The following is a 19,699-nucleotide window of genomic DNA, read 5'->3' as shown; positions in this document are numbered from 1 at the left end:
AGGGGAATGGTCCGATCTGTCCAGCCAGCCGATGCCGGTGAAGGCAGCGATGACGCGTGTGCTTGGATGGCCGTCTTGGGCGTTCCGAAGGAGCGAGATGTCTGTCGAATGTCAGGACCGCGCTCCCGGAGTGGCGGCAGGGGGAGTGCTGTTCTCGGTCGCGGTGGCGCTCACCGCGCTGAACCTGCGCCCGGCGGTGACCAGCGTCGGCCCGCTGCTGGACGAGACGCGCGGGTCGCTCGGCGCGAGCGAGACCTGGGCGGGGCTGCTCACCACCGTTCCCGTCCTGTGCTTCGCGATCGCCGGCCTGGTCGCGCCCCTGCTCGCCCGCCGCGCGGGCGTGGGCGCCGCGGTCGGCATCGCGCTGGCCATGCTGGCGGGCGGACTCGTGGTCCGCGTGCTGGACGGCCCGCTCCTCATGATCGGGGGGACGCTGGTCGCCGCCGCCGGCATCGCCTTCGCGGGCGTTCTGATCCCCGTGGTGGTCAAGGAGTCGTTCCCGGCCCTCATCGGCCTGATGACCGGCGTCTACACCGCCTCGCTGCAGCTCGGCGCCACGCTCGGGTCGGCGTTGACCCCGCCGCTCGACACCGCGCTCGGGGGCTGGCGGCCGGCACTGGCCAGCTGGGCCGCGCTTGCCGTACTGGCGCTGGTGGTGTGGACGGCCGCCGCGAGAAGGGGCGGGTTCAGGGCCGCCGCGCAGGCGGACCGGCAGGGGCGCTCGCTCCTGCGCAACCGCCTGGCCTGGATCATCACCGTCTTCTTCGGCCTGCAGGCTCTCCTGGCGTTCGTGGTGATCGGCTGGCTGCCCCGGGTTCTCATGGACGTCGGAGGGGTCAGCCGCGGTGAAGCGGGGCTGCTGCTCGGGCTGCTGGCGCTGCTCGCGCTGCCGATCAGCCTGGTGGTGCCCGCGCTCGCGGCCAGGCGGGGCAGCCAGAGCGGATGGATCGTGGGCCTGGGCGCGTGCGGGCTGGCGGGGCTGCTCGGCCTGCTGCTCGCGCCGTCCTTCTCACCGCTGCTGTGGACGGTGCTGCTCGGCCTGGGGATGAGCGTCTTCTCGCTGGCGCTGACCACCATCGCGCTGCGGGCGCGGACGAGTGAGGACACCGCGAAGCTCTCCGGCATGGCGCAGGGGTTCGGATACCTGCTGGCCGCCGCGGGCCCGTTCCTGTTCGGACTGCTGCACGACGTCACCGGGGGCTGGACGGTGCCCTTCCTCCTGCTGATCGGCGTGCTGGTGGTGCAGATCGGCTTCGGCGCCCTCGCCGGCCGCCCCCGGTACGTGTAGCAGCCCGTCATCGCCTAGAGATGCCTGGTGAACCACTCCCTTGCCAGGGCCGAGACGGCCTCGAGCGCTCCGGGCTCCTCGAACAGGTGCCCCGCGCCCGGGACGACGGCGAGGCGGTTCTCGCAGCGCAGCAGGGCCTGCGCGGCCCGGTTCAGTTCGAGCACCTGCGTGTCGTTGCCGCCCACGATCAGGAGCGTGGGCGCGGCCACCCCGGCGAGACGCGACTCGGCCAGGTCGGGCCGGCCTCCCCTGGAGACGACGGCCGTGATGCCGGCCTGCGGGACGGCCGCGGCCCACAGGGCGGCCGCCGCTCCCGTGCTCGCCCCGAAGTAGCCGATGACGACGTGCGGCAGGTACTTGCGCAGCCACTCGGTGGCCTCGCTCAGCCGGCCGGCGAGCAGGGAGATGTCGAAGACGTTGGCCCTGTCGGTCTCCTCGGCGGAGGTGAGCAGGTCGAACAGCAGCGTCCCGAGCCCCGCCTTGTTCAGGGCCGTGGCGACGTAGCGGTTGCGCGGGCTGGAGCGGCTGCTGCCGCTGCCGTGGACGAACACCACGACCGCGTGGGCGCCGCGCGGAACGACGAGCTCGCCCGGCAGCGCCGCGTCGCCGGCCTCGATCCACACCTCCTCCGACAACCCCGTGCCGCAGGAGAGCAGTTCGGCCACGTGCTCCTCGCTCACCTGCGTGAAGTCGGCGTACCACTGGCCGATGGCGGTGAGCGCCGCGGGTGTGAGCACGCACACGACGTCGTCGGCTGCTTCCTGCCGCAGCCGCACCGCGGTCTCGGGCGGGCAGACCGGCGTGCCGACGATGACGCGGGCCGCGCCCTGGGCCCTGGCCACCTGGCAGGCGGCTCGGACCGTGGCTCCCGTGGCGATGCCGTCATCGACCACGATGGCGGTCCGGCCGGTGAGATCGATCTTCGGCCGCCCGCTGCGGATCTGTTCGGCGCGGCGTTGGAGTTCGGCTCGCTCGCGGGCCTCCACGGCCGCCATGTCCTCCTGCCGGAGCGCGGCGCCCCTGACGATGTCGTGGTTCAGGACGCGCACGCCGTCCTCGCCGATCGCGCCGAACGCCAGTTCCGGCCTGATCGGCACGCCGAGCTTGCGCACCAGGATGACATCGAGCGGCGCCGCGAGGGCGTCGGCCACCTCGAAGGCGACGGGCACGCCACCGCGTGGCAGACCGAGGACGACGACGTCCTCGCCGGCCAGCGGGCGCAGTTTCTCAGCGAGGCGCCGTCCCGCTTCGCTGCGATCGGCGAACATGGCGTGCTAGTTGTTCGCGGGAGCGGCGCTGATGTCGGCGAGGGCCGACCTGGAGTCGCGTTCGAGGGCCAGGTCGCCCAGCGACACCACGCCCACGGGCCTGCCGTCCTCGAGCACGGGGATGCGGCGGATCGCCTTCCTCCGCATGAGCGCCACGGCCTCCTCGGCGTCGTCCTGCGGGCTGACGCAGGTCAGGTCCTCCCTGCTGCAGACCTCGCCCACTGAGGTCTGCCGCGGGTTGCTGCCCTCCGCGACGGCGCGGACGACGATGTCTCGATCGGTGACGATGCCCATGAGTCGATCGTCGTCCACGACGAGCACATCCCCGATGTGGTGATCGCGCATCTGCTTGGCCGCCTCGGCCAGGGTCGCCCCCGACGGCAGTGACACCGGCGCCGGTGTCATGATCTCTCGTACCTTCTGCATCATGGGATGCCTCCCATTCGTGCGCCCGCGTCCGGGCGTGATGCTCGCCGGCTCAGCTGGGCGTGGTGGCCGCGTTCTGGGCCACGTCCATGTTGGCCGTGCCGAGCAGCTGGTGGGTCAGGTCCTGCAGGGCCCGGCCCGCGGCCAGTTCGTCCCCGATCTCGGGGGCGGGCGGGTCGATCGGGTTGCGGTGCGCCTCGCCGTAGCCGGCCAGCCGTCCACCGGACAGCGTGGCGTGGGCCTTGGTGAGATCGCCCTCTTCGGTGATGTCGATCTCCACCACCCAGCGTTTCTCGTTCATCGCTGCGCCTCCTTCTCCTGAGGGCCATCCCTTACCCTCGATGTGGCGCTCATCACAGTGGAAGCCCATCCCCATACCGCTGGATGGGACCGTTTTCTCCTTCGCGCTGAGGGCAGCTGGGCGGGTGGTGAGCGCCCTGAGACGGGGAGGGAGCATGCGAGGCCCTGTCATCGCGGGAACCGACGGATCGGCGGCCGCGCTGCGGGCGGTCGAATGGGCCGCCGAGGAGGCGGTCTACCGGCGCGCGCCCCTGGTCGTCGCGCACGCCATTCCGCGCTGGGCGGTCGACATCCCGGTGAACCAGTCGGTCGAGGCCGACGAGCGCGCCCGGATCATGCTGGCGGACGTGGTGTCGGTGTCAGGGGCGCGGTACGACGGGCTCGAGGTCACCACGGAGATCCTGGACGGCAGGCCGGAGGAGGCGCTCGCCGAACGCGCGGCAGACGCCCAGCTGCTGGTCCTGGGAAGCGGGGGCGCCGGCGAGTTCGCCTCGCTGCTCATGGGCTCCACCAGCCGCGCGCTGACGGCCCGGCCGCCGTGCCCGACCGTCGTGGTCCGCGAACCCTCCGCCCACGGCGAGGTCGTCGTAGAGATCACCGGCGCGAAGGGGCAGGACCGCGTCCTGGCCTTCGCCTTCGAGGAGGCCGCGCTCCGCGAGACTCCGCTCAGAGCCGTGCATCCCTGGTCGCACCCCAGGCCGCGCCCGCACGAGGACCTCTCGCGGGAGGAACGCCGCCTGATGGCCGAGGTCCTCGGCGGGTGGAAGGAGGCCTTCCCCGACGTCCTGGTGATCCAGGACACGCATCACGAGCGCGATCGCGAGAGGTTGCTCGTCGAGGCGTCCGAGCGGGCCGCCATGGTGGTGGTCGGCGCGCACGGCGGGCTCGTCGGACTGTCCACGCCCGCCTCTCACACGCTGCTGCGCCACGCGCGCTGTCCGGTGGCCGTGGTCGGCTGCTGACCCCTCGGAGCGCGGGACCGGGGCCGTCGGTCCGGCCTCGGCGAGGTTCTCATGGGACGAGCCGGTTTCGCGGCGTGCGCGCGGTCGTGCGAAGCTGTCTCTGTCCCCAAGACCAGGAGGTCCTGATGGCTGAAACACCTGCGGAACCCGAGCCCACCGAGGCCCCCGAGGATGAGCTGAAGCGGAAGTTCCGCGAGGCGCTGGAGCGCAAGAACAACCAGCACGCCGACTCGGTCGCGGGCGGCAGGGGGAAGGATCCGTCGAAGATCCATGGCGCCCACGGTCCCGCTTCGAACAAGCGGACCTTCCGTCGTAAGAGCGGCGGCTGACGCCTGGTCTCCAGGGGAGGGTACGGCTTGCCGTACCCTCCCCGGATCTCGCCGGACCCTCGCCCATCGGCTGGAGGGTCGCGAGACGAGTGGCCGACCACGGCAGGGGCGGCATGAGGTGCTCCCTTTACCTGCCGCCGGAGTGAGTCCTTTACCTCCCGCTGGGCCGAGCGAGGGTCAACCCGGCGATGGCGCGCGGGCGGCCGAAAAGCGCCCCGAAGTGTGACCTCGCGCACCCCGTTCCCCCCGTACGGCGGGCGCAACAGGCTGCCGTTCGCCAAGGAATTTCATGATTTTCCTTGCTAGATCGTATTAATGATCAGAATGCGCGCATTCCATGGTTTCCCAGGGGTTTCGGGCGACAGCAACCCTGTCGAATCATGACGATAAAGGGTAGATCTTCTACCCAATTCATGGGTTTGCTTTTGCCTTTGGGGTGTTTTGCCCCTAGAGTCCATTGCGTTACCAGCTGGTGACCTTGCCCTTCACCAGGAAGGCAGGCCGGCTGGCGCCGAATCCCGCAGTGCGGGAACCGGGGACCCATCTCATTGGGGTGAATCCGGCCCACGGGCCGGTAGGGCATCTCCACGCCCGAACCCGTCAGCTAACCCGGTAGGCGAGATGGAGAGGACCAGACCCCCATGCACTACCGCCACGCCCCCTTCGCGATAACGCCTGCCGCCTGCTAGAGCGGCCCCCCTTTCACTTCCCCCCTTTTCCGCGCTCCGCGTAGCGTCCGTTCGGCCTGTGCCCGGCTACGCCTTTGCCTGATCTCTCTTTGAGCGCGGCATTCCCATTGCCTCAACCAAAGGACTTTCATGACCGCCCGCTTCGGCATGCGCGTTTCCGCCCTGCTCGTCACCACCGCCCTGACCGTCGGCGCCGGCGCCACCGCCGCTTTCGCCGAGCCCACCGCTCCCGACATCAGCCAGGCCACCGAGCAGCGGACCCTCCTCAAGGGATCCACCACCGCCTCCTACTACTGGGACGACGCCTCCGGCCGCGCCGGTGACACCGGTCTGCCCGCCAGTGGCATCTCGATGCGCAAGGGCCTGGCCGCCAGCCCGAGCTGGCCCCTCATGACCGAGGGCTACGTCATCTACAAGGGCAAGAAGGCCCCGTTCTTCATCGGTGACCGCGGTCCCGGCAACCCCTCGAACAACGGCATCATGCTCGATCTCGACGCCAAGACCTTCGCCGACCTGACCGGCGGCACGTTCAACTCCAGCACGCTGGGCGTGGACGGCAACGGCGGCGCCGGCCACATCAAGGTCCAGTACGTCATCACCAAGTGGGGCAACGGCGTGGGCAAGAAGAACCACCCCGTCGCCTTCTCCACCGGCGCGTGGGGCCGCAAGGACACCAACCCGGCCAAGCCCCCCGTGGACATGGTCGCCGTCGCGGCCAAGAAGGCCGAGGCCGAGAAGGCCGCGGAGGCCAAGAAGAAGGCCGAGGCCGAGAAGGTCGCCGCGCTGAAGGTCGCGGCGGCGAAGAAGGCCGAGGAGGCCAAGGCGGCCGAGAAGGCCGTGGCCGCCGCGCCCGCCACGCTGGACGCCAACGTCGCCGCCGCCGCGGCCGAGACCGACACCTCCCACACCGGCACCGCGCTCGCCCTCGTCGGCGGCCTCGCGGTCGTGGGCGGCGCCGGCTTCCTGAGCCGCGGCCGGATCCGCAAGGCCGTCCGCCGCTAGGACCGCCGCCGGACAGCCTTGCCGTCATGCGGAACAGAATGTCATTCTGTTCCGCATGACGCTCATGGCGAAGAGCAACGGCATCGAGATCGCCTACGACACCTTCGGCACCCCTGGTGACCGCCCGCTCCTGCTGATCATGGGGCTCGGCTCGCAGCTCGTCCACTGGGACGAGGAGTTCTGCGAGCTTTTGGCGTCCAGGGGGAACCAGGTCGTCAGGTACGACAACCGCGACGTGGGGCTCTCCACCCATCTCACCGACGCGGGGGTGCCCGAGCCCGCTCCAGGCGCGGCCGCGCCGTACCTGCTGAGCGACATGGCGGACGACGCGGCCGGCCTCATGGACGCGCTCGGCTGGCAGGCCGCCCACGTGCTGGGCGTCTCGATGGGCGGCATGATCGCCCAGGCGCTCGCCATCGGCCATCCCGGCAGGGTGCTCACGCTCACCTCGATCATGTCCACGCCCAGCCCGGAGGCGGGCCCGCCCACGCCCGAGGCCATGGCCGCGCTGTTCTCGCCGCCCGCGCCCGACAGGGCGACCGCCGTCGAGCGGGCGCTGGAGATCTGGGCGGTGATCGGCTCGCCCGGCTACGAGATGGACCGCGAGCGCGTCGCGAAGGTCGCGGGCCTGGCCTACGACCGCTCCTACGACCCCGCGGGGACCACCCGCCAGCTCGCCGCGATCCTCGCCTCCGGTGACCGTACCGAGAGGCTGGGCGGGCTGGACCTGCCCGCCCTGGTGATCCATGGCGAGGCCGACCCGCTGGTGCAGATCTCCGGTGGCAGGGCCACCGCCGCCGCCATCCCCGGCGCCACGCTGCTCACCTATCCCGGCATGGGGCACGACCTGCCGCGCCCGCTGTGGGGAGAGATCATGGACGCGGTCACAGCCCTTCAAGCCCGGCCTTCAGCCGCAGCAGCAGGCTGAGGTCGGCGGGCTGGTGGCGCACCTCGGTGCCGGGCGGCTTGGAGACGCGCCTGGGCAGCGCGGCGGTGCGCCGCGGCTTGACCAGTAGATCGGCCGCCGCCAGCTCCCGCACGGCCAGCAGGACGGTGAACGCCGTCCGGTCGAGCCGCCTGGCCAGTTCGAGCGGCGTGGCGGCGCCGTCGGCGTGCACGAGGACCTCCCACTGACGGTCGGTGAGCGAGACCCGCTCGCCGGGCAGCCGGGGGACCGGCATCACGGGGGCGGTGTCGAGCTCGTCCGACGGCCAGACCTGATCGAGCTCCGCCGTCCTGCGCCCGCACTCCTCGATCAGCTCGTCGACCTCGAAGTGCCAGTGCGGGCCCAGCCAGTGGCGCTCGCTCGGCCGGAACTTGGGCCGCGTGTTGTCGAGCCCGAACAGCAGCAGGGCCGAGTCGAGCACGGTCCTGCGCAGGGCCTCGGCCAGCTCCTCACGGGTCAGCAGCCCCTCGCTGAACAGCGGCTCGCCGCCCTCGCGCCTGGTGACGGCCCGCTCCATGTCGGCGGTGCTCACCCTGCCGCCGCTGGTCAGGAGCTCCTCGACGCCGGGCGTCTCGGCGCTCTCCATGTAGGTCACCTTGCCTTCGAGCAGGTAGACCACGCCGGATCTGCCCACGCGCAGGGCACCCGACGAGCAGACCCCCGCCAGCCCGGTGAGGAGGCTCTCCAGCGGACGCACCGAGCCAGGCTATGGAGGGTTCGGCCGGACCGGAAGGGGCCGGTGAGGGATATGTTCCTCTCGGGAGGAGAAAAGGCTCACCGTATAGAAAAGATCACCGTGTGTGATCGAGGGCCGCGCGGCTCTCCATGATCCGCCCGATGTTCTGCTCGGCCCAGTGGGTGACGGCCGCGACCGGCCCGTGCAGCGAGTGCCCGAGCTCGGTGAGCGTGTACTCCACCCTGGGCGGCACCTCGGCGAAGACCTTCCTGGTGAGCAGCCCGTCGCCCTCCATGGCGCGCAGCGTCTGGGTCAGCACCTTCGGCGTGACGCCGCCGATGCGGTTGCGCAGCTCGGTGAAGCGCATCGAGCCGTCGGCGAGGCTCAGCAGGACCAGCACCGACCACTTGTCGCCGATGCGGTCGAGAACCAGCCTGGTCGGGCAGTTCGGGTCGAAGGCATCGCCGGTATCCATGAGGTATCTATAGCACGATGAAGTAACCAGTATCAAATGGATACCATCGAGCTCATGAAGATCCTACTTTTCGGCGCGACCGGCATGATCGGTCAGCGCATCGCGACGGAGCTGGGCGACCGCGGTCACGAGGTCACCGGCGTGAGCAGGTCGGGCCCGGTCAAGGGCGACGTGGCGCAGGCGGGCGAGCTCGCCAGGGGTTACGACGTGGTGGTCTCGGCCATCGCCCCGCCACGCGACGGCACAGAGCCCGAGGCGCCCTTCCTGGCCGCCACCCGGGCCCTCATCGACGGCGTCCGCGAGGCAGGCGTGCGGCGGCTGATCACGGTGGGCGGCGCCGGTGGGCTCGAGGTGGCGCCGGGCGTCAGCCTCGTCGACACGCCCGGCTTCCCCGAGATCTACAAGAAGGAGGCCCTCGCGGCGCGGGCCGCCTTCGGCCTCTACCGGGAGGTCGACGACCTCGACTGGACCTTCGTGGCCCCCGCCGCGGAGATCGCCCCCGGCGACCGGACGGGCGTCTTCCGCGTGGGCGGCGACCAGCTGCTCACCGACGCCGACGGCAGGAGCTTCATCTCCGCCGAGGACTTCGCGGCGGCCATCGCCGACGAGGTCGAGAAGGCCGAGAACCCGAGGCGCAGGATCTCCGTCGCCTACTGATCCTTGTCGGGAAGGAGCGCCTTCTCGTCGGGCTTGTGGACCAGGACGGTGTCCACGTACGACTTCACCGCGGCCGGGAGCCCCACATCGCTCCCGGCCGTCTCCGACAGGTACCAGCGGTGGTCGAGCACCTCGTGGAAGAGCTGGGCCGGCTCCAGCTTGCGGCGCAGCTCGTCGGGGATGGCCTCTATCGTCGGCTGGAACACCTCGGCCAGCCACCGGTGCGCGACGATCGCCTCGTCCTCGTGCCGCAGGCCCCTGGCCACGCGGAAGCCGTCGAGGTCGTTCAGCAGCCGCCGCGCCTGGTTCTCCTCGGTGTCGAGGCCGGTCAGGCGGAGCAGGCGGCGCTGGTGGTGGCCGGCGTCGACGACCTTGGGCCGCACGATCAGCCGCCCGGTGCCGACCTTGCGCCGCACCATCATCTCGGCCACGTCGAAGCCGAGGAGGTTGAGGCGGCGGATGCGGTTCTCCACCTTGTGCCAGTCGACCTCCTCGATGATCTCGTCCTGGGTGATCTCCTCCCACAGCCGGTGGTAGCGGGTGGTGATCTGCTCGGCGGTGTCGAGCGGGTCGATGGACGGGTGCAGCAGCCCGCCCGCCTCCAGGTCCAGCATCTCGCCGAACAGGTTGGTGTAGGCCACCTCGATGTCGTGCAGCCGCTGGCCCTCGCTGATCATCGGGTGCATCTCGCCGGTCTCGGCGTCGACCAGGTAGGCGGCGAAGGCCCCCGCGTCCCTGCGGAACAGCGTGTTGGACAGCGAGCAGTCGCCCCAGTAGAAGCCGTTGAGGTGCAGCCGCACCAGCAGCACGGCCAGGGCGTCGAGCAGGCGGGTGAGCGTGTCGGGGCGCAGGGTGCCGGACATCACGGCGCGGTAGGGGAGCGAGAACTGCAGGTGCCTGGTGATGAGCGCGGAGTCGAGACCCTCGTCCCTGCCCGTCACGTACGCCACGGGCTCGACGGCGGGCGCGTCCAGCCTGGCCAGGTCCCACAGCAGCCGGTACTCGCGCTTGGCGTACCGCTCGCTGATCTCCTTGATCGCGTAGACCTTGCCGCCGAGCCTGGCGAATCGCACCACGTGGCGGGAGATACCGCGCGGCAGGTCCACCAGATGGCGGGCCGGCCACTCTTCCAGGGGGAGCTCCCAAGGGAGCCGGATGAGGTCCGGGTCGCCGAGCGCACCGGTGATCTGAAGCGGCATTTCCTCAGGATATGGTGCGGACGTGGACGAGTTTCTCACCTGGTATTTCTCCCGTAACCCCGTCTCCGCGACGCTGCTCGGCGCCGAAGGGTACGACCGCACCCTCGGCGACTACACCGAGGAGGGCCTGCTGACCTACGAGCGTGAGCAGGCAGGGTGGCTCGAACGGCTCACGGCGTGGGAGACCCCCACCGTCGACGACGCCATCGACCGTGACCTCGCCGTCTCCCAGCTGCGCGGCGAGCTCGCGATGGCCACGTGGCCGTGGTGGCGAAGGGACCCGACCGGCTACCTGGGCGGTGTCTTCGCCTCCCTGTTCGTGCCGTTCCAGCGGGCGCTCAAGCCTGAGGCGGAACTGGTCGAGGCGGCGATCGCGCAGCTCGGCGAGGTGCCTGACGTGCTGGCGGCCTGCCGTACCAACCTCGACCCCGACCTGGCGGCCGACCTGCTGGTGCAGCGCGCCCTCGGTCAGGCCCGCACGGCCCGCGGCCTGCTGACGCGGACCATCCCCTCGATGATCGAGGACGCCGTTCTCAGCTCCAGGTTCGCCGTGGCGGCCGAGCCGGCCGCGCGCGCCTTCGACGGTTTCGTCACCTTCCTCGAGGGCTTCGAGGCCCACGGCAGCTGGCGGATGGGGGAGAAGCTCTACAGCACGCTGCTGACCGAGAGGGAACTGCTCGGGTACGGCGCGGCGGGGTTGCACGAGCGCGGCAGGCAGCAGGTGGCGCTGCTCGACGCCGAGATGCGGGAGGCGGCGCGCAGGCTCGACGGCTCGGGCGACTGGCGCGCCGCGCTGGCCACGCTCGCCGACGACCACCCGCCCACCCTCGAGGCCATGCGCGCCGAGTACGAGGCGGAGACCCAGCGCGCCCGCGAGTTCGTCCGCGAACGCGACCTCGTGACCTTCCCCGAGGGCGAGGAGTGCCTTGTCCTGCCGTCGGCGGAGTACAACAGGCCGATCCTGTCCGTGGCGCACTACATCTCCCCGCCGCCGCTGACCAGCTCCAGGCGCGGGTACTTCTTCGTGCCCTACACCCCCGACGGCTTCACCGACGAGCAGGTACGGCAGCGCCTGCGCACCAACAGCCGGTTCCAGATGCCCGCGATCGCCGTGCACGAGGCCTACCCGGGACACCACTGGCACCTGGCGCACAAGGCGGGCAACCCCAGGACCATCCGCAAGGTGTTCAGCACGCCGTACTTCAACGAGGGCTGGGGCCTCTACGTCGAGAAGATGATCAACGAGCACGGCTACTTCGACACCCCCGCCACCGAGCTCGGCTACCTGGACGCGCGCATCTTCCGCGCCGCCCGCATGGTCGTCGACACCGCGCTGCACTGCGAGGACATGTCCATCGCGGACGCCGAGGCGTACATGCTGGCCAACTCGTCGCTGTCGCCCGAGACCGCGAAGGGCGAGGTCAACAGGTACTGCGCGTGGCCCACCCAGGCGCCCTCCTACCTCACGGGCGCGATCGAGATCGAGCGGATCGCCAAGGCGTTCACCGGGACGCAGAAGGAGTTCCACGACAGGATCGCGGGCTCGGGCAGCCTGCCGCTCGGCCTGGCGGAGAAGGCCGCCCTCGGCGGCTGAAGGCTCAGCGCCTGGGGAAGGCGGGCGGGTTCGCCATCCGCTCGACGACCGCGGTCAGCTGTTCGTCGGTGAGCACCACCGGCTTGCCGACGGACAGGCCGCGCACGTAGACCTCGCACAGCCACTCCAGCAGCCGGGTGGCCTCGAAGGCCTGCTCCAGCGTGGCGCCGATGGTCACACCCCCGTGGTTGGCCATCAGCGCCGCCTGCTTGCCCGCCATCGCCGTCCTGATGTTGGCGGCCAGCTCGGGCGTGCCGTAGGTGGCGTACTCGGCGACCTTCACCACGCCGCCCAGCATCAGCGCGTTGTAGTGGACGGGCGGCAGCTCGGTCATCGTGGTCGCCACGACCGTGCCGAACACCGCGTGCGTGTGCACGACGGCCAGCGCGGAGGTGCTCTCGTAGATCGCCAGGTGCATGGGAGTCTCCGAGGAGGGCTGGAGCTCGCCCTCGACCAGGTACCCCTCGACGTCCACGACAGGGCACATCTCGGGCGTCAGCCGGTCGAGCGCGGCGCCGGAGGGCGTGACGGCCACCAGGTCGCCGTGCCGCGCGCTCAGGTTGCCCGAGGTGCCGAGCACCAGGCCGAGCTCGACGGCGCGCCTGCCGTACTCGCAGAGTTGCTGCCTGAGCAGGTCGACGGCGGTCACAGTGCCTCCAAGGTCGTGGTCATGATGCGCTCCAGCTCGGCGCGACCCAGCCGGTCGGGGTAGAGCAGCGAGCGCAGGCTCAGGCCGTCCACCAGGGCCAGCAGGCGTTCGGTCAGGTCGTCGAGGCCCTCGTCCGCGCGGATCTCCCCGGCCACGCGCGCCTCCTCCAGCAGGTGCCGTACGGCGGCGCGCAGCTCGGCCGCCTCCGCGCGCTGCACCTCGGCCAGGCGTTCGACGGCCAGGCTCCTGCTCCAGAAGCTGACCTCGAGCCGTGTCTCCTGGGCGCGCTCGGCGTCGAGCGGCAGGTTGTCCATCAGCACCTCGCGCAGCGCCGCCAGCCCCCGCGCGGCGCCCACCCGCTCGGTGATGCGCGCGCGGATGCGGCGGTGGGAGTCGCGCAGCGCCGACAGCAGGATGTCGTCCTTGTCGGCGAAGTAGTGGGCCAGCACCCCGTTGGAGTAGCCCGCCTCCTTGGCGATCGCGCGGCTGGTGGCGGCGTCGATGCCGTCGCGCACGATGACGGTGCTCGCGGCGGACAGCACCTCACGGCGGCGCTCGTCGTGGTCAACGATCTTCGGCATGGCACCAGCATATTGACTTTTTATTCGGACGTCTGTCTACTACCGGTCCATGAGCGTGGTGACCGTAGGCGTGCACATCGTGGACATCCTCACCCGTCCGGTCGAGACCATCCCTGCGGGGCAGGACACGGTGCTGGTCGACCAGATCCGCCTCACGGCCGCGGGCGCGGCCGCGGGGACCGCCGTCGACCTGGTGCGCCTCGGCCACGAGGTGACGTCCATGGGCGCGATCGGCGACGACGAGCTCGGCGACTTCCTGCTGATGACCATGTCGAGGCACGGGGTGGACGTGTCGCGCCTGGCCCGCCGCAAGGGGGAGCAGACCGCCGCCTCGATCCTGCCGATCAGGCCGGACGGCGGCAGGCCCAGCTTCCACGTGCCCGGCGCGAACCTGAGCGTGAGCCTCGCGGACCTCGACGTCGAGGTGCTGCGCCGGGCGCGGGCCGTCCACCTGGGCGGCATGGACGTCACCTTCGGCCTCGGCGACCCCGCCTTCTTCTCCCTCCTCGACTCCCTCAGGGAGCAGGGCACGATCATCACCATGGACCCGCTGTCGGAACTGCCCGACCTGCTGGGCATGGCGCGCGCGTTCCTCCCACACGTCGACCACGTGCTGCCCAACGCCGCGCAGGCGCTGGCCATGACCGGCGCGGCCACGGTGGCGGAGGCCGCCGCGGCCCTCCTGGCCGACGGCGTCTCCAGCGTGCTGGTCACGCTCGGCGAGGAGGGCAGTCTCGTCGTCACCGCCGAGGGCTCGACGCGGGTGCCCGCGCTGGAGGTGCCGGTCAACGACACCACAGGCTGCGGCGACGCCTACTGCGCGGGCTTCCTCACCGGACTGCTGCGCGGTCACGACGTCGTCACCGCCGCCCACTGGGGTACGGCGGCCGCCGCCCGCGTCGCCACCGGGCTCGGCTCCGACGCGGGCGATCTGGAAGGGATCTTCGATGAAGGACGCTGAGCTGCGCGAGCGCGCGCGGCAGGTCATCCCCGGCGGCATGTACGGCCATCTCAACGCGGCCATCTTCGCCCCCGGCTACCCCCAGTTCTTCGCCCGTGGCGAAGGTTGCCGGCAGTGGGACGTGGACGGGCGCGAGTACATCGACTTCATGTGCTCGTGGGGGCCCGTCGTGCTCGGCCACCGCCACCCCGTCGTCGAGGAGGCCGCCGCCCGCCAGCTGGCCCAGGGCGACTGCCTCAACGGCCCTGGCCCGATCATGGTGGAGCTGGCCGAGCTGCTCGTGGACACGATCCCGAGCGCCGACTGGGCGATGTTCTCCAAGAACGGCACCGACGCCACCACCCAGGCGCTCATGGTGGCGCGCGCGGCGACCGGCCGGACGAAGGTGCTGATGGCGCACGGCGCCTACCACGGCGCCGATCCCTGGTGCACGCCATCGCCTGCGGGCACCACCCCCAACGAGCGCGCCGACCTGGTCGAGTTCACCTACAACTCGCTGGAGTCGCTGGAGGCCGCCGCCGCGACCGTCGAGGGCGACGTCGCCGCGATCATCGTCACCCCCTTCAAGCACGACTCCTTCGAGGACCAGGAACTCGTCGAGCCCGCCTTCGCCCGAGGCGCCCGCGCCCTCGCCGACCGCCTCGGCGCCGCGCTCGTCATCGACGACGTGCGCGCGGGCTTCCGCATCGACCTGCGCGGCTCATGGGAGCAGTACGGCGTGCGACCCGACCTGACGGCCTGGTCGAAGGCCATGGCCAACGGCTACCCCATCGCCGCGGTCACCGGCACGGACGCGCTCCGCGGCCCCGCGCAGACGCTCTACTCGACCGGCTCGTTCTGGTTCAGCGCGGTCGCGATGGCCGCCGCCAAGGCGACCATCGAGACGCTGCGCGACACCGACGGCATCGCGACCATGTTCCGCTCGGGGACCCGGCTGCGTGAGGGCCTCCACGCCCAGGCCAAGGCGCACGGCTTCACGGTCAACCAGACGGGCCCCGTGACCATCCCCTGGCTGAGCTTCGACGGCGACGCCGACCTGTCGACCGCGATGTACTGGAGCGACGCCTGCCTCAGGAACGGCGTCTACCTCCACCCGTGGCACAACTGGTTCCTGTCGGCCGCCCACACCGAGGACGACGTCGACCGCGCCCTGGAAGGCACCGACCGGGCCTTCGCGCAGACGCGGGCACACCTCGGGGGCTACACGGCACAGTGATCTCCACCGGCCCGACAGCGGTGACGACGGCCTTGGACCAAGTCCCGTTGCGCCGTTGCCCGTCTCCCCGCCGGCGCGCTCGTGCTTGTCGTAGCGCCGCGACCGAGCCGGGGTCCGGCTGCCCCGCTGCTCGCGGTCCTGCACGCGGGGCCTCGATCGCGACCCGGTACTGGCTGATCGTCTTGCCGTCCACGCCCGGCAGTCGCGCGATACCGCCCAGGGTCCGCATCTGATGGCCTCGGGTACGGCGTCGGCGCCGCTGGATGTGTCGGTATGGGATGACACGTAGAACGGTACGCAGGTCGCGGGGGTAAAGCCCCACGTGCGCCGTCGAGACTCTCTCGTAGTGGTATCCAGGACGACCAGTCGAGATTGTTTCGTGCCGGTAAACAGAAGCTGATCTGGAACACATGACCGCGTAGATCGGCTGAGGGTTGGCGTTGCCCGTGACGGCAGGTCCCTTGAGTTCAGCCATCAACCAGGAAAGTCGGTCTAAGTGTGTTGACTCCCCGCGCTCGAGTCGGCTTTCGTGGAAGATGGCATATTAGATATGTCGGCCTCTCTTCTGAGGAGGTCGCCTGGTCCGTGGGCCCGGTGGGTGAGGAGGCGTTGTTGAGTTTGACGCCTGTCGGATCATAGGCATTCGCGAAGACTGATCCAGTGCGTATCGAAAAGTACGGGGAAATTCGCCTTCGGATGGGCATTCGAGGTACGTGAAGGATAATAACCCGCGAATGAAGCGGGCCCGGTGGCTACGTGATACGGACACGGTCTGTGGGTGGGGGCCCTTTGCGGCTGGTTCGGTGCGGGCCCGCCGACGCGAGAGATGACGCAGCGCTGCGGCTGGGTAACTCCGCAGATAGCAGCAGATATCAGTAGTGTTCGCCTGCCTAACAAGCTCGGGCGCCGTAGTTAGTCGTTGTTCAGTCGCGGGCCAGCTCTGACCGACGACTGTCCGGGGATCGCGGGGCGAGAGAGAAAGGAGCAAGGCTGATGGGACTACAGGTGGCTACTCCAATGACCATCTGCGCGTTGACTCCGGATAAAAGCGCCGCTTTCCGGTATGACGGGCCGCCGATGAACTGGAGCATGATCAGTGATCGCTCCACAGTCGAACTCTACGGGGGTGTCTTCGGGCTGGCGGCCACGATGAACCCTGACAGTCACGTGCATTACCTGCGGAGAGTGTCGAAGACCGCGATAGGCCTGTTCCCCGAGTGGGACGAGATCGGCGATCCCGGTGCTTCGTTCGCGGTGACGGCGGAGAGTGTTTACGGGCTGACGCCAGATAGGTCTCAGGTGTGGAGGTACGACGGGTCTCCGATGTCCTGGACCCAGATCGGGACTGCTGCCGCGCAGATCTACGGCGGGGCTTGGGGTTTGGTCGCGACCGACCCCACGACGGGCGCAGTGTTCCACTATCTCGGTTCCCCGTTCCAGTGGGAGCAGATCGGCGGGCCTGGTGCCTCGTTCGTGGTGACGGCGGAAAGCGTTTATGCGCTGACACCGGACAAGGCTCAGGTGTACAGGTATGACGGGACTCCGATGTCCTGGACCAAGGTGGGGAATGCCGCGGGCCGGATCAATGCGGGTCCTTGGGGGTTGGTGGGTGAGACCCCTGACAGCGGCGATTTGTATCACTATCTCGGCAGCCCCGACAACTGGGAGCACATCGGCGGGCCTGGTCACTCGTTCGCCGTCACCTCGGACACGGTCTACGGGCTGACTCCGGATAAAAGCGCTGTCTATCGCTACAACGGCACGCCGAATTCCTGGACCTTGGTCGGCGGCCCGGCAGACTCGATCATGGCCGCCGGCCGGGTGTTCAACGCCGGTGACATCCCGGGACCCAATCTTCCGCATTAGGAGGAGCCTTCATCAGCAGGAACGGGGCATCATTAGGTACACCCTTCCCGTCAGATCCACAGGTTTCGATCATTGCGCTCTGTCGTGTTCTTCATAGGGAGTGGCCATGAGTAACCACCACGACCACGGCGGTGACCACCATCACCACGCTGACACGATGGGCGTCCACGGCATGCTGGTCTTCGGCGACGACCGGATCTACCTGTCGCACCTGCCGATGTTCTCCATGCCCGAACACTGCTTCCAGGTACTGCTCCAGGTCAGCTTGGACCCGACAGCACAGGCGACCTACAGGGCCAGTCTCCACACAGCCAATGGCGCCTTCCACACTTTCAAGCCCAAGCCGTTCCCGATCACGGAGCTCGACCCCCAAGCGGACAGCGAGCGGAACTCCATGGCAGGGACCTTGGTCCAGGGACATTTCGAGCGCGGAGGCACTCCGATCGTGAAGAACACGACGGTGCAGGTCGGTCGCGTTCAATACTTCCGCGCGCTTGATCCGCAGGCTGAGCACGACCGCCAGCGCCCGTTGACCTATCTGTGTTTCGGCTCGCCCACTCAACTCTGGCTGGCTCACGAGATCACTGCCCGGCCGGATTTCGACCAGGTGCTCCCCGTACAGCTGACCGTTACCACGGCCGACAGCCCAGGAACGCCTCGTGCGCTTGACGTGGGCGACGGTCGGGTATCGCTGTTGCAGATCGACGGCCGTCGTGATAATCCCGAGGAGCGGCTGCGCGATCACGAACGGGCCGTGGGCACTCTCATTCTGATGCCCGGCACGCGAGGTCACCGTGAAGTCAAGGTGAATCTGGAGACCGGAGCCGCTCTGTACCTCGAAGCCGACGAGCTCAGATAAGGGAGATGCAGAGACGTCTCGTGTGGTCTGTACCGCAGCGTGTGACTATGAAGCCAATGTCGCCGGCGCCCTCCGGTCGTCCGTGCACGACCTGGGAGGACCGGTGAACGGGATGCTTAGTTACGACCTCCACCGGCCCGGCGTGGAACGGTTGGCGGGAGGGCGAACACCATGAGATCGACCCCGCAGTCGCCGTGCACGGCGACTGTCCGCGCAGCGGGTTCGCCGGGCCCTGGCTGTTCTCACCTCGTCGAATAGATGTGAACCGCCCCGGTTCGCGCGGTGCCACCTCAGGCGGTGTTGCCGGGATTGTTCAAGGCCTTCCTGCCGGGCTTTGCGGATCTTTGGCCCGCGGCCCTCGTGCTCGGCGGATGCTGCCCAATCGAGCTGCAACAACACCGCCTACCGGCCGGTGATGGACGCCCTGGATCTGCTGCGGCGGTACGCCGACATCCCGAACACGACCCGGCGCTACGACGCCTCGGAGAACGTCCCGATCCTGGGTGTGGTGCCGGACGGCTGGCTGGAGGCGGTCGTGGACGCCGACGGGGTCATCGAGCGGGCCTCCAACGAGCTGTGCGTGATCGTGTCGTTGAAGGACGCGTTGCGCCGCCGCGAGACGCACCATGGCGAGCCGCGCTGGCACATCCCCGACCTGGGCAGGTTGAAGGTCCCGGAGAACCTGCGGGCGCTGCACACCGAGGTCGCCGCCCGCTGGGGGATCATCGACCTACTGGAGTTTCTGAAGGAGTCCGACTTCGTCACCGACTTCACCGACGCGTTCACCACGGTCGCGACCAGAGAGGCGACCCCGCGGGAGGTGATCCGCAAACGCCTGCTGCTGGTCCTGTACGCACTCGGCACGAACGTGGGGATCAAGCGGGTCGCCGACGGCGGCCGCCACGGCGAGACCGAGGCGGCCCCGCAGCCTGACCGCCTCCGCCGGAAAACCGTTTGAGCCTTCCTTCGGTGTTCCGCTAAGTTGCCTGCGGCCCCGTCGTAGTGAGGACAGAGGACAAAACCGCGTGACCCCGCCTGCTCTTTAGACCTGACACCTTCTTCCGCTCACCTTCAAGCCGACCCTCCCGTCGGCTCTGCCGGGCTGCCCGTGTGCGCCCGGTCCTACAGCGTTTGAGGCCGCGCGCGATCGGCCTCGTGTCAGGTCTAGAGAGATCATGTCTTCACAACCTCATACTGTGCTGCCCTGGGTCGTTCGTCGGACCAGGCTGCCTCTGCTGTCGTTGCTGTGCGTGGACTGCGGGTCGGAGTCAGCGACCACCGGCGAGGGTAGGTTCCGCGTCAACGCCAACGGCAAGCTGCTGCACGTGTGGCTGCTGGTGCGCTGCGTGTCCTGCAATCGGACGAGCAAGCTCGCCGTGCACGAGCGAGCGCCGGTCACCTCCTTCGATCCGGCCGAGCTCGACGGCTACCACGCCAACGATCCGGAGCTGGTGGCGTCCAGGCTGCTGGATCCGCTGTTCGCCCGGCGCAACCGCTTCACCCTGGACTGGAAGGGGGCCTGGCGGCTGGACACCCCGTCGGCATGGCTCGACGAGGCGTGGCCGGTCAAGGTGGAGGTCGTCTTCGAGGATCCGGTACCCGTGCGCCCGGACCGGCTCATCGCGCACAGGCTCGGCCTCAGCAGGAACGAGGTGCTGCGCCGGATCAAGTGCGACATTCCGCTACGCCGTCCGACGAGCGCCGGGTTCACCTTTACCGTGATGGCCGAGGACTAGCGGGATGTAGCCGCGGCGCG

At 69.6% G+C, this 19,699-nt stretch carries 21 protein-coding genes and 1 riboswitch; of the genes, 13 read left to right on the top strand and 8 right to left on the bottom strand.

Features of this window, described 5'->3' with window-relative positions; translation table 11 throughout:
* Window positions 1–97 precede the first annotated feature (97 nt).
* Window positions 98–1,288, top strand: a complete 1,191-nt coding sequence (locus H4W81_RS27500) for an MFS transporter (RefSeq protein ID WP_225958818.1) — start codon at window positions 98–100, stop codon at window positions 1,286–1,288.
* A gap of 14 nt (window positions 1,289–1,302) precedes the next feature.
* On the opposite strand, the gene H4W81_RS27495 is transcribed toward H4W81_RS27500, so the two are convergent.
* The 3 genes from H4W81_RS27495 to H4W81_RS27485 are packed head-to-tail and all read right to left on the bottom strand — an operon-like array spanning window position 1,303 to window position 3,283.
* On the bottom strand, window positions 1,303–2,556 hold the full coding sequence (locus H4W81_RS27495) for a phosphoribosyltransferase (protein WP_192777469.1): 1,254 nt from the start codon (window positions 2,554–2,556) through the stop codon (window positions 1,303–1,305).
* 6 nt (window positions 2,557–2,562) lie between these two features.
* Window positions 2,563–2,985, bottom strand: coding sequence for a CBS domain-containing protein (locus tag H4W81_RS27490; RefSeq protein ID WP_192777468.1), 423 nt, complete (start codon window positions 2,983–2,985; stop codon window positions 2,563–2,565).
* A gap of 49 nt (window positions 2,986–3,034) precedes the next feature.
* The gene (locus tag H4W81_RS27485; RefSeq protein ID WP_192777467.1) at window positions 3,035–3,283 is read right to left on the bottom strand and encodes a DUF1876 domain-containing protein; all 249 of its coding nucleotides are present in this window, start codon (window positions 3,281–3,283) and stop codon (window positions 3,035–3,037) included.
* Between the two features lie 154 nt (window positions 3,284–3,437).
* Here H4W81_RS27485 and H4W81_RS27480 point away from each other — a divergent pair, with 154 nt between their 5' ends.
* From H4W81_RS27480 to H4W81_RS27465, 4 genes are all read left to right on the top strand, one after another.
* Window positions 3,438–4,244, top strand: coding sequence for a universal stress protein (locus H4W81_RS27480; RefSeq protein ID WP_192777466.1), 807 nt, complete (start codon window positions 3,438–3,440; stop codon window positions 4,242–4,244).
* A gap of 125 nt (window positions 4,245–4,369) precedes the next feature.
* Window positions 4,370–4,573: a DUF5302 domain-containing protein gene (locus H4W81_RS27475; RefSeq protein WP_192777465.1), complete on the top strand. Its 204-nt coding sequence runs from the start codon at window positions 4,370–4,372 to the stop codon at window positions 4,571–4,573.
* Window positions 4,574–5,072: 499 nt separating this feature from the next.
* Window positions 5,073–5,207: riboswitch (cyclic di-AMP (ydaO/yuaA leader) on the top strand.
* Between the two features lie 184 nt (window positions 5,208–5,391).
* Complete coding sequence (locus H4W81_RS47655) at window positions 5,392–6,264, top strand: hypothetical protein (RefSeq protein ID WP_225958817.1); 873 nt, start codon at window positions 5,392–5,394, stop codon at window positions 6,262–6,264.
* A gap of 55 nt (window positions 6,265–6,319) precedes the next feature.
* On the top strand, window positions 6,320–7,192 hold the full coding sequence (locus tag H4W81_RS27465) for an alpha/beta fold hydrolase (protein ID WP_192777464.1): 873 nt from the start codon (window positions 6,320–6,322) through the stop codon (window positions 7,190–7,192).
* Here H4W81_RS27465 and H4W81_RS27460 read toward each other — a convergent pair.
* Both H4W81_RS27460 and H4W81_RS27455 read right to left on the bottom strand, forming a co-directional pair.
* Window positions 7,149–7,907, bottom strand: a complete 759-nt coding sequence (locus H4W81_RS27460; protein ID WP_192777463.1) for a hypothetical protein — start codon at window positions 7,905–7,907, stop codon at window positions 7,149–7,151. The two genes, H4W81_RS27465 and H4W81_RS27460, sit on opposite strands and share 44 nt — an antisense overlap.
* 94 nt (window positions 7,908–8,001) lie before the next feature.
* On the bottom strand, window positions 8,002–8,361 hold the full coding sequence (locus H4W81_RS27455) for a winged helix-turn-helix transcriptional regulator (RefSeq protein ID WP_192777462.1): 360 nt from the start codon (window positions 8,359–8,361) through the stop codon (window positions 8,002–8,004).
* 54 nt (window positions 8,362–8,415) lie between these two features.
* Between H4W81_RS27455 and H4W81_RS27450 the strand changes: the two genes are divergently transcribed.
* Window positions 8,416–9,018 carry an NAD(P)-dependent oxidoreductase gene (locus H4W81_RS27450; RefSeq protein ID WP_192777461.1) on the top strand — a complete coding sequence of 201 codons (603 nt, stop codon included), beginning with the start codon at window positions 8,416–8,418 and terminating at the stop codon, window positions 9,016–9,018.
* On the opposite strand, the gene H4W81_RS27445 is transcribed toward H4W81_RS27450, so the two are convergent.
* The gene (locus tag H4W81_RS27445; RefSeq protein WP_192777460.1) at window positions 9,012–10,217 is read right to left on the bottom strand and encodes a DUF4032 domain-containing protein; all 1,206 of its coding nucleotides are present in this window, start codon (window positions 10,215–10,217) and stop codon (window positions 9,012–9,014) included. The two genes, H4W81_RS27450 and H4W81_RS27445, sit on opposite strands and share 7 nt — an antisense overlap.
* A 22-nt stretch (window positions 10,218–10,239) precedes the next feature.
* Here H4W81_RS27445 and H4W81_RS27440 point away from each other — a divergent pair, with 22 nt between their 5' ends.
* Window positions 10,240–11,811, top strand: coding sequence for a DUF885 domain-containing protein (locus H4W81_RS27440; protein WP_192777459.1), 1,572 nt, complete (start codon window positions 10,240–10,242; stop codon window positions 11,809–11,811).
* A 4-nt stretch (window positions 11,812–11,815) separates the two neighbouring features.
* Here the strand turns inward: H4W81_RS27440 and H4W81_RS27435 are convergent, their stop codons facing one another.
* Together H4W81_RS27435 and H4W81_RS27430 are read right to left on the bottom strand one after the other, a co-directional pair.
* Complete coding sequence (locus tag H4W81_RS27435) at window positions 11,816–12,460, bottom strand: class II aldolase/adducin family protein (protein ID WP_192777458.1); 645 nt, start codon at window positions 12,458–12,460, stop codon at window positions 11,816–11,818.
* Window positions 12,457–13,041 (bottom strand): TetR/AcrR family transcriptional regulator, encoded by a 585-nt coding sequence (locus H4W81_RS27430; protein WP_192777457.1) that lies wholly within the window; start codon window positions 13,039–13,041, stop codon window positions 12,457–12,459. Before H4W81_RS27430 ends, H4W81_RS27435 begins: the two co-directional genes overlap by 4 nt.
* Before the next feature lie 49 nt (window positions 13,042–13,090).
* Between H4W81_RS27430 and H4W81_RS27425 the strand changes: the two genes are divergently transcribed.
* From H4W81_RS27425 to H4W81_RS27400, 6 genes are all read left to right on the top strand, one after another.
* A complete protein-coding gene (locus H4W81_RS27425) occupies window positions 13,091–14,002 on the top strand; it encodes a carbohydrate kinase family protein (protein ID WP_192777456.1) in 912 nt (303 codons plus the stop codon).
* Window positions 13,989–15,218 carry an aminotransferase class III-fold pyridoxal phosphate-dependent enzyme gene (locus H4W81_RS27420; protein WP_192777455.1) on the top strand — a complete coding sequence of 410 codons (1,230 nt, stop codon included), beginning with the start codon at window positions 13,989–13,991 and terminating at the stop codon, window positions 15,216–15,218. The genes H4W81_RS27425 and H4W81_RS27420 overlap by 14 nt, the downstream gene beginning before the upstream one ends.
* Window positions 15,219–16,211: 993 nt before the next feature.
* Complete coding sequence (locus H4W81_RS27415; protein WP_192777454.1) at window positions 16,212–17,084, top strand: tectonin domain-containing protein; 873 nt, start codon at window positions 16,212–16,214, stop codon at window positions 17,082–17,084.
* A 106-nt stretch (window positions 17,085–17,190) separates the two neighbouring features.
* Complete coding sequence (locus tag H4W81_RS27410) at window positions 17,191–17,943, top strand: hypothetical protein (protein WP_192777453.1); 753 nt, start codon at window positions 17,191–17,193, stop codon at window positions 17,941–17,943.
* A gap of 415 nt (window positions 17,944–18,358) precedes the next feature.
* Complete coding sequence (locus H4W81_RS27405) at window positions 18,359–18,901, top strand: Tn3 family transposase (RefSeq protein WP_192777452.1); 543 nt, start codon at window positions 18,359–18,361, stop codon at window positions 18,899–18,901.
* Between the two features lie 238 nt (window positions 18,902–19,139).
* Window positions 19,140–19,679, top strand: a complete 540-nt coding sequence (locus H4W81_RS27400; RefSeq protein ID WP_318781995.1) for a DUF1062 domain-containing protein — start codon at window positions 19,140–19,142, stop codon at window positions 19,677–19,679.
* The last annotated feature ends 20 nt before the right edge of the window (window positions 19,680–19,699 follow it).

This window comes from Nonomuraea africana, assembly GCF_014873535.1.
In the GTDB taxonomy this organism is placed as follows: domain Bacteria; phylum Actinomycetota; class Actinomycetes; order Streptosporangiales; family Streptosporangiaceae; genus Nonomuraea; species Nonomuraea africana.
Note: the sequence above shows the minus strand (reverse complement) of the source record. Positions and strands in the feature narration are given on the sequence as shown.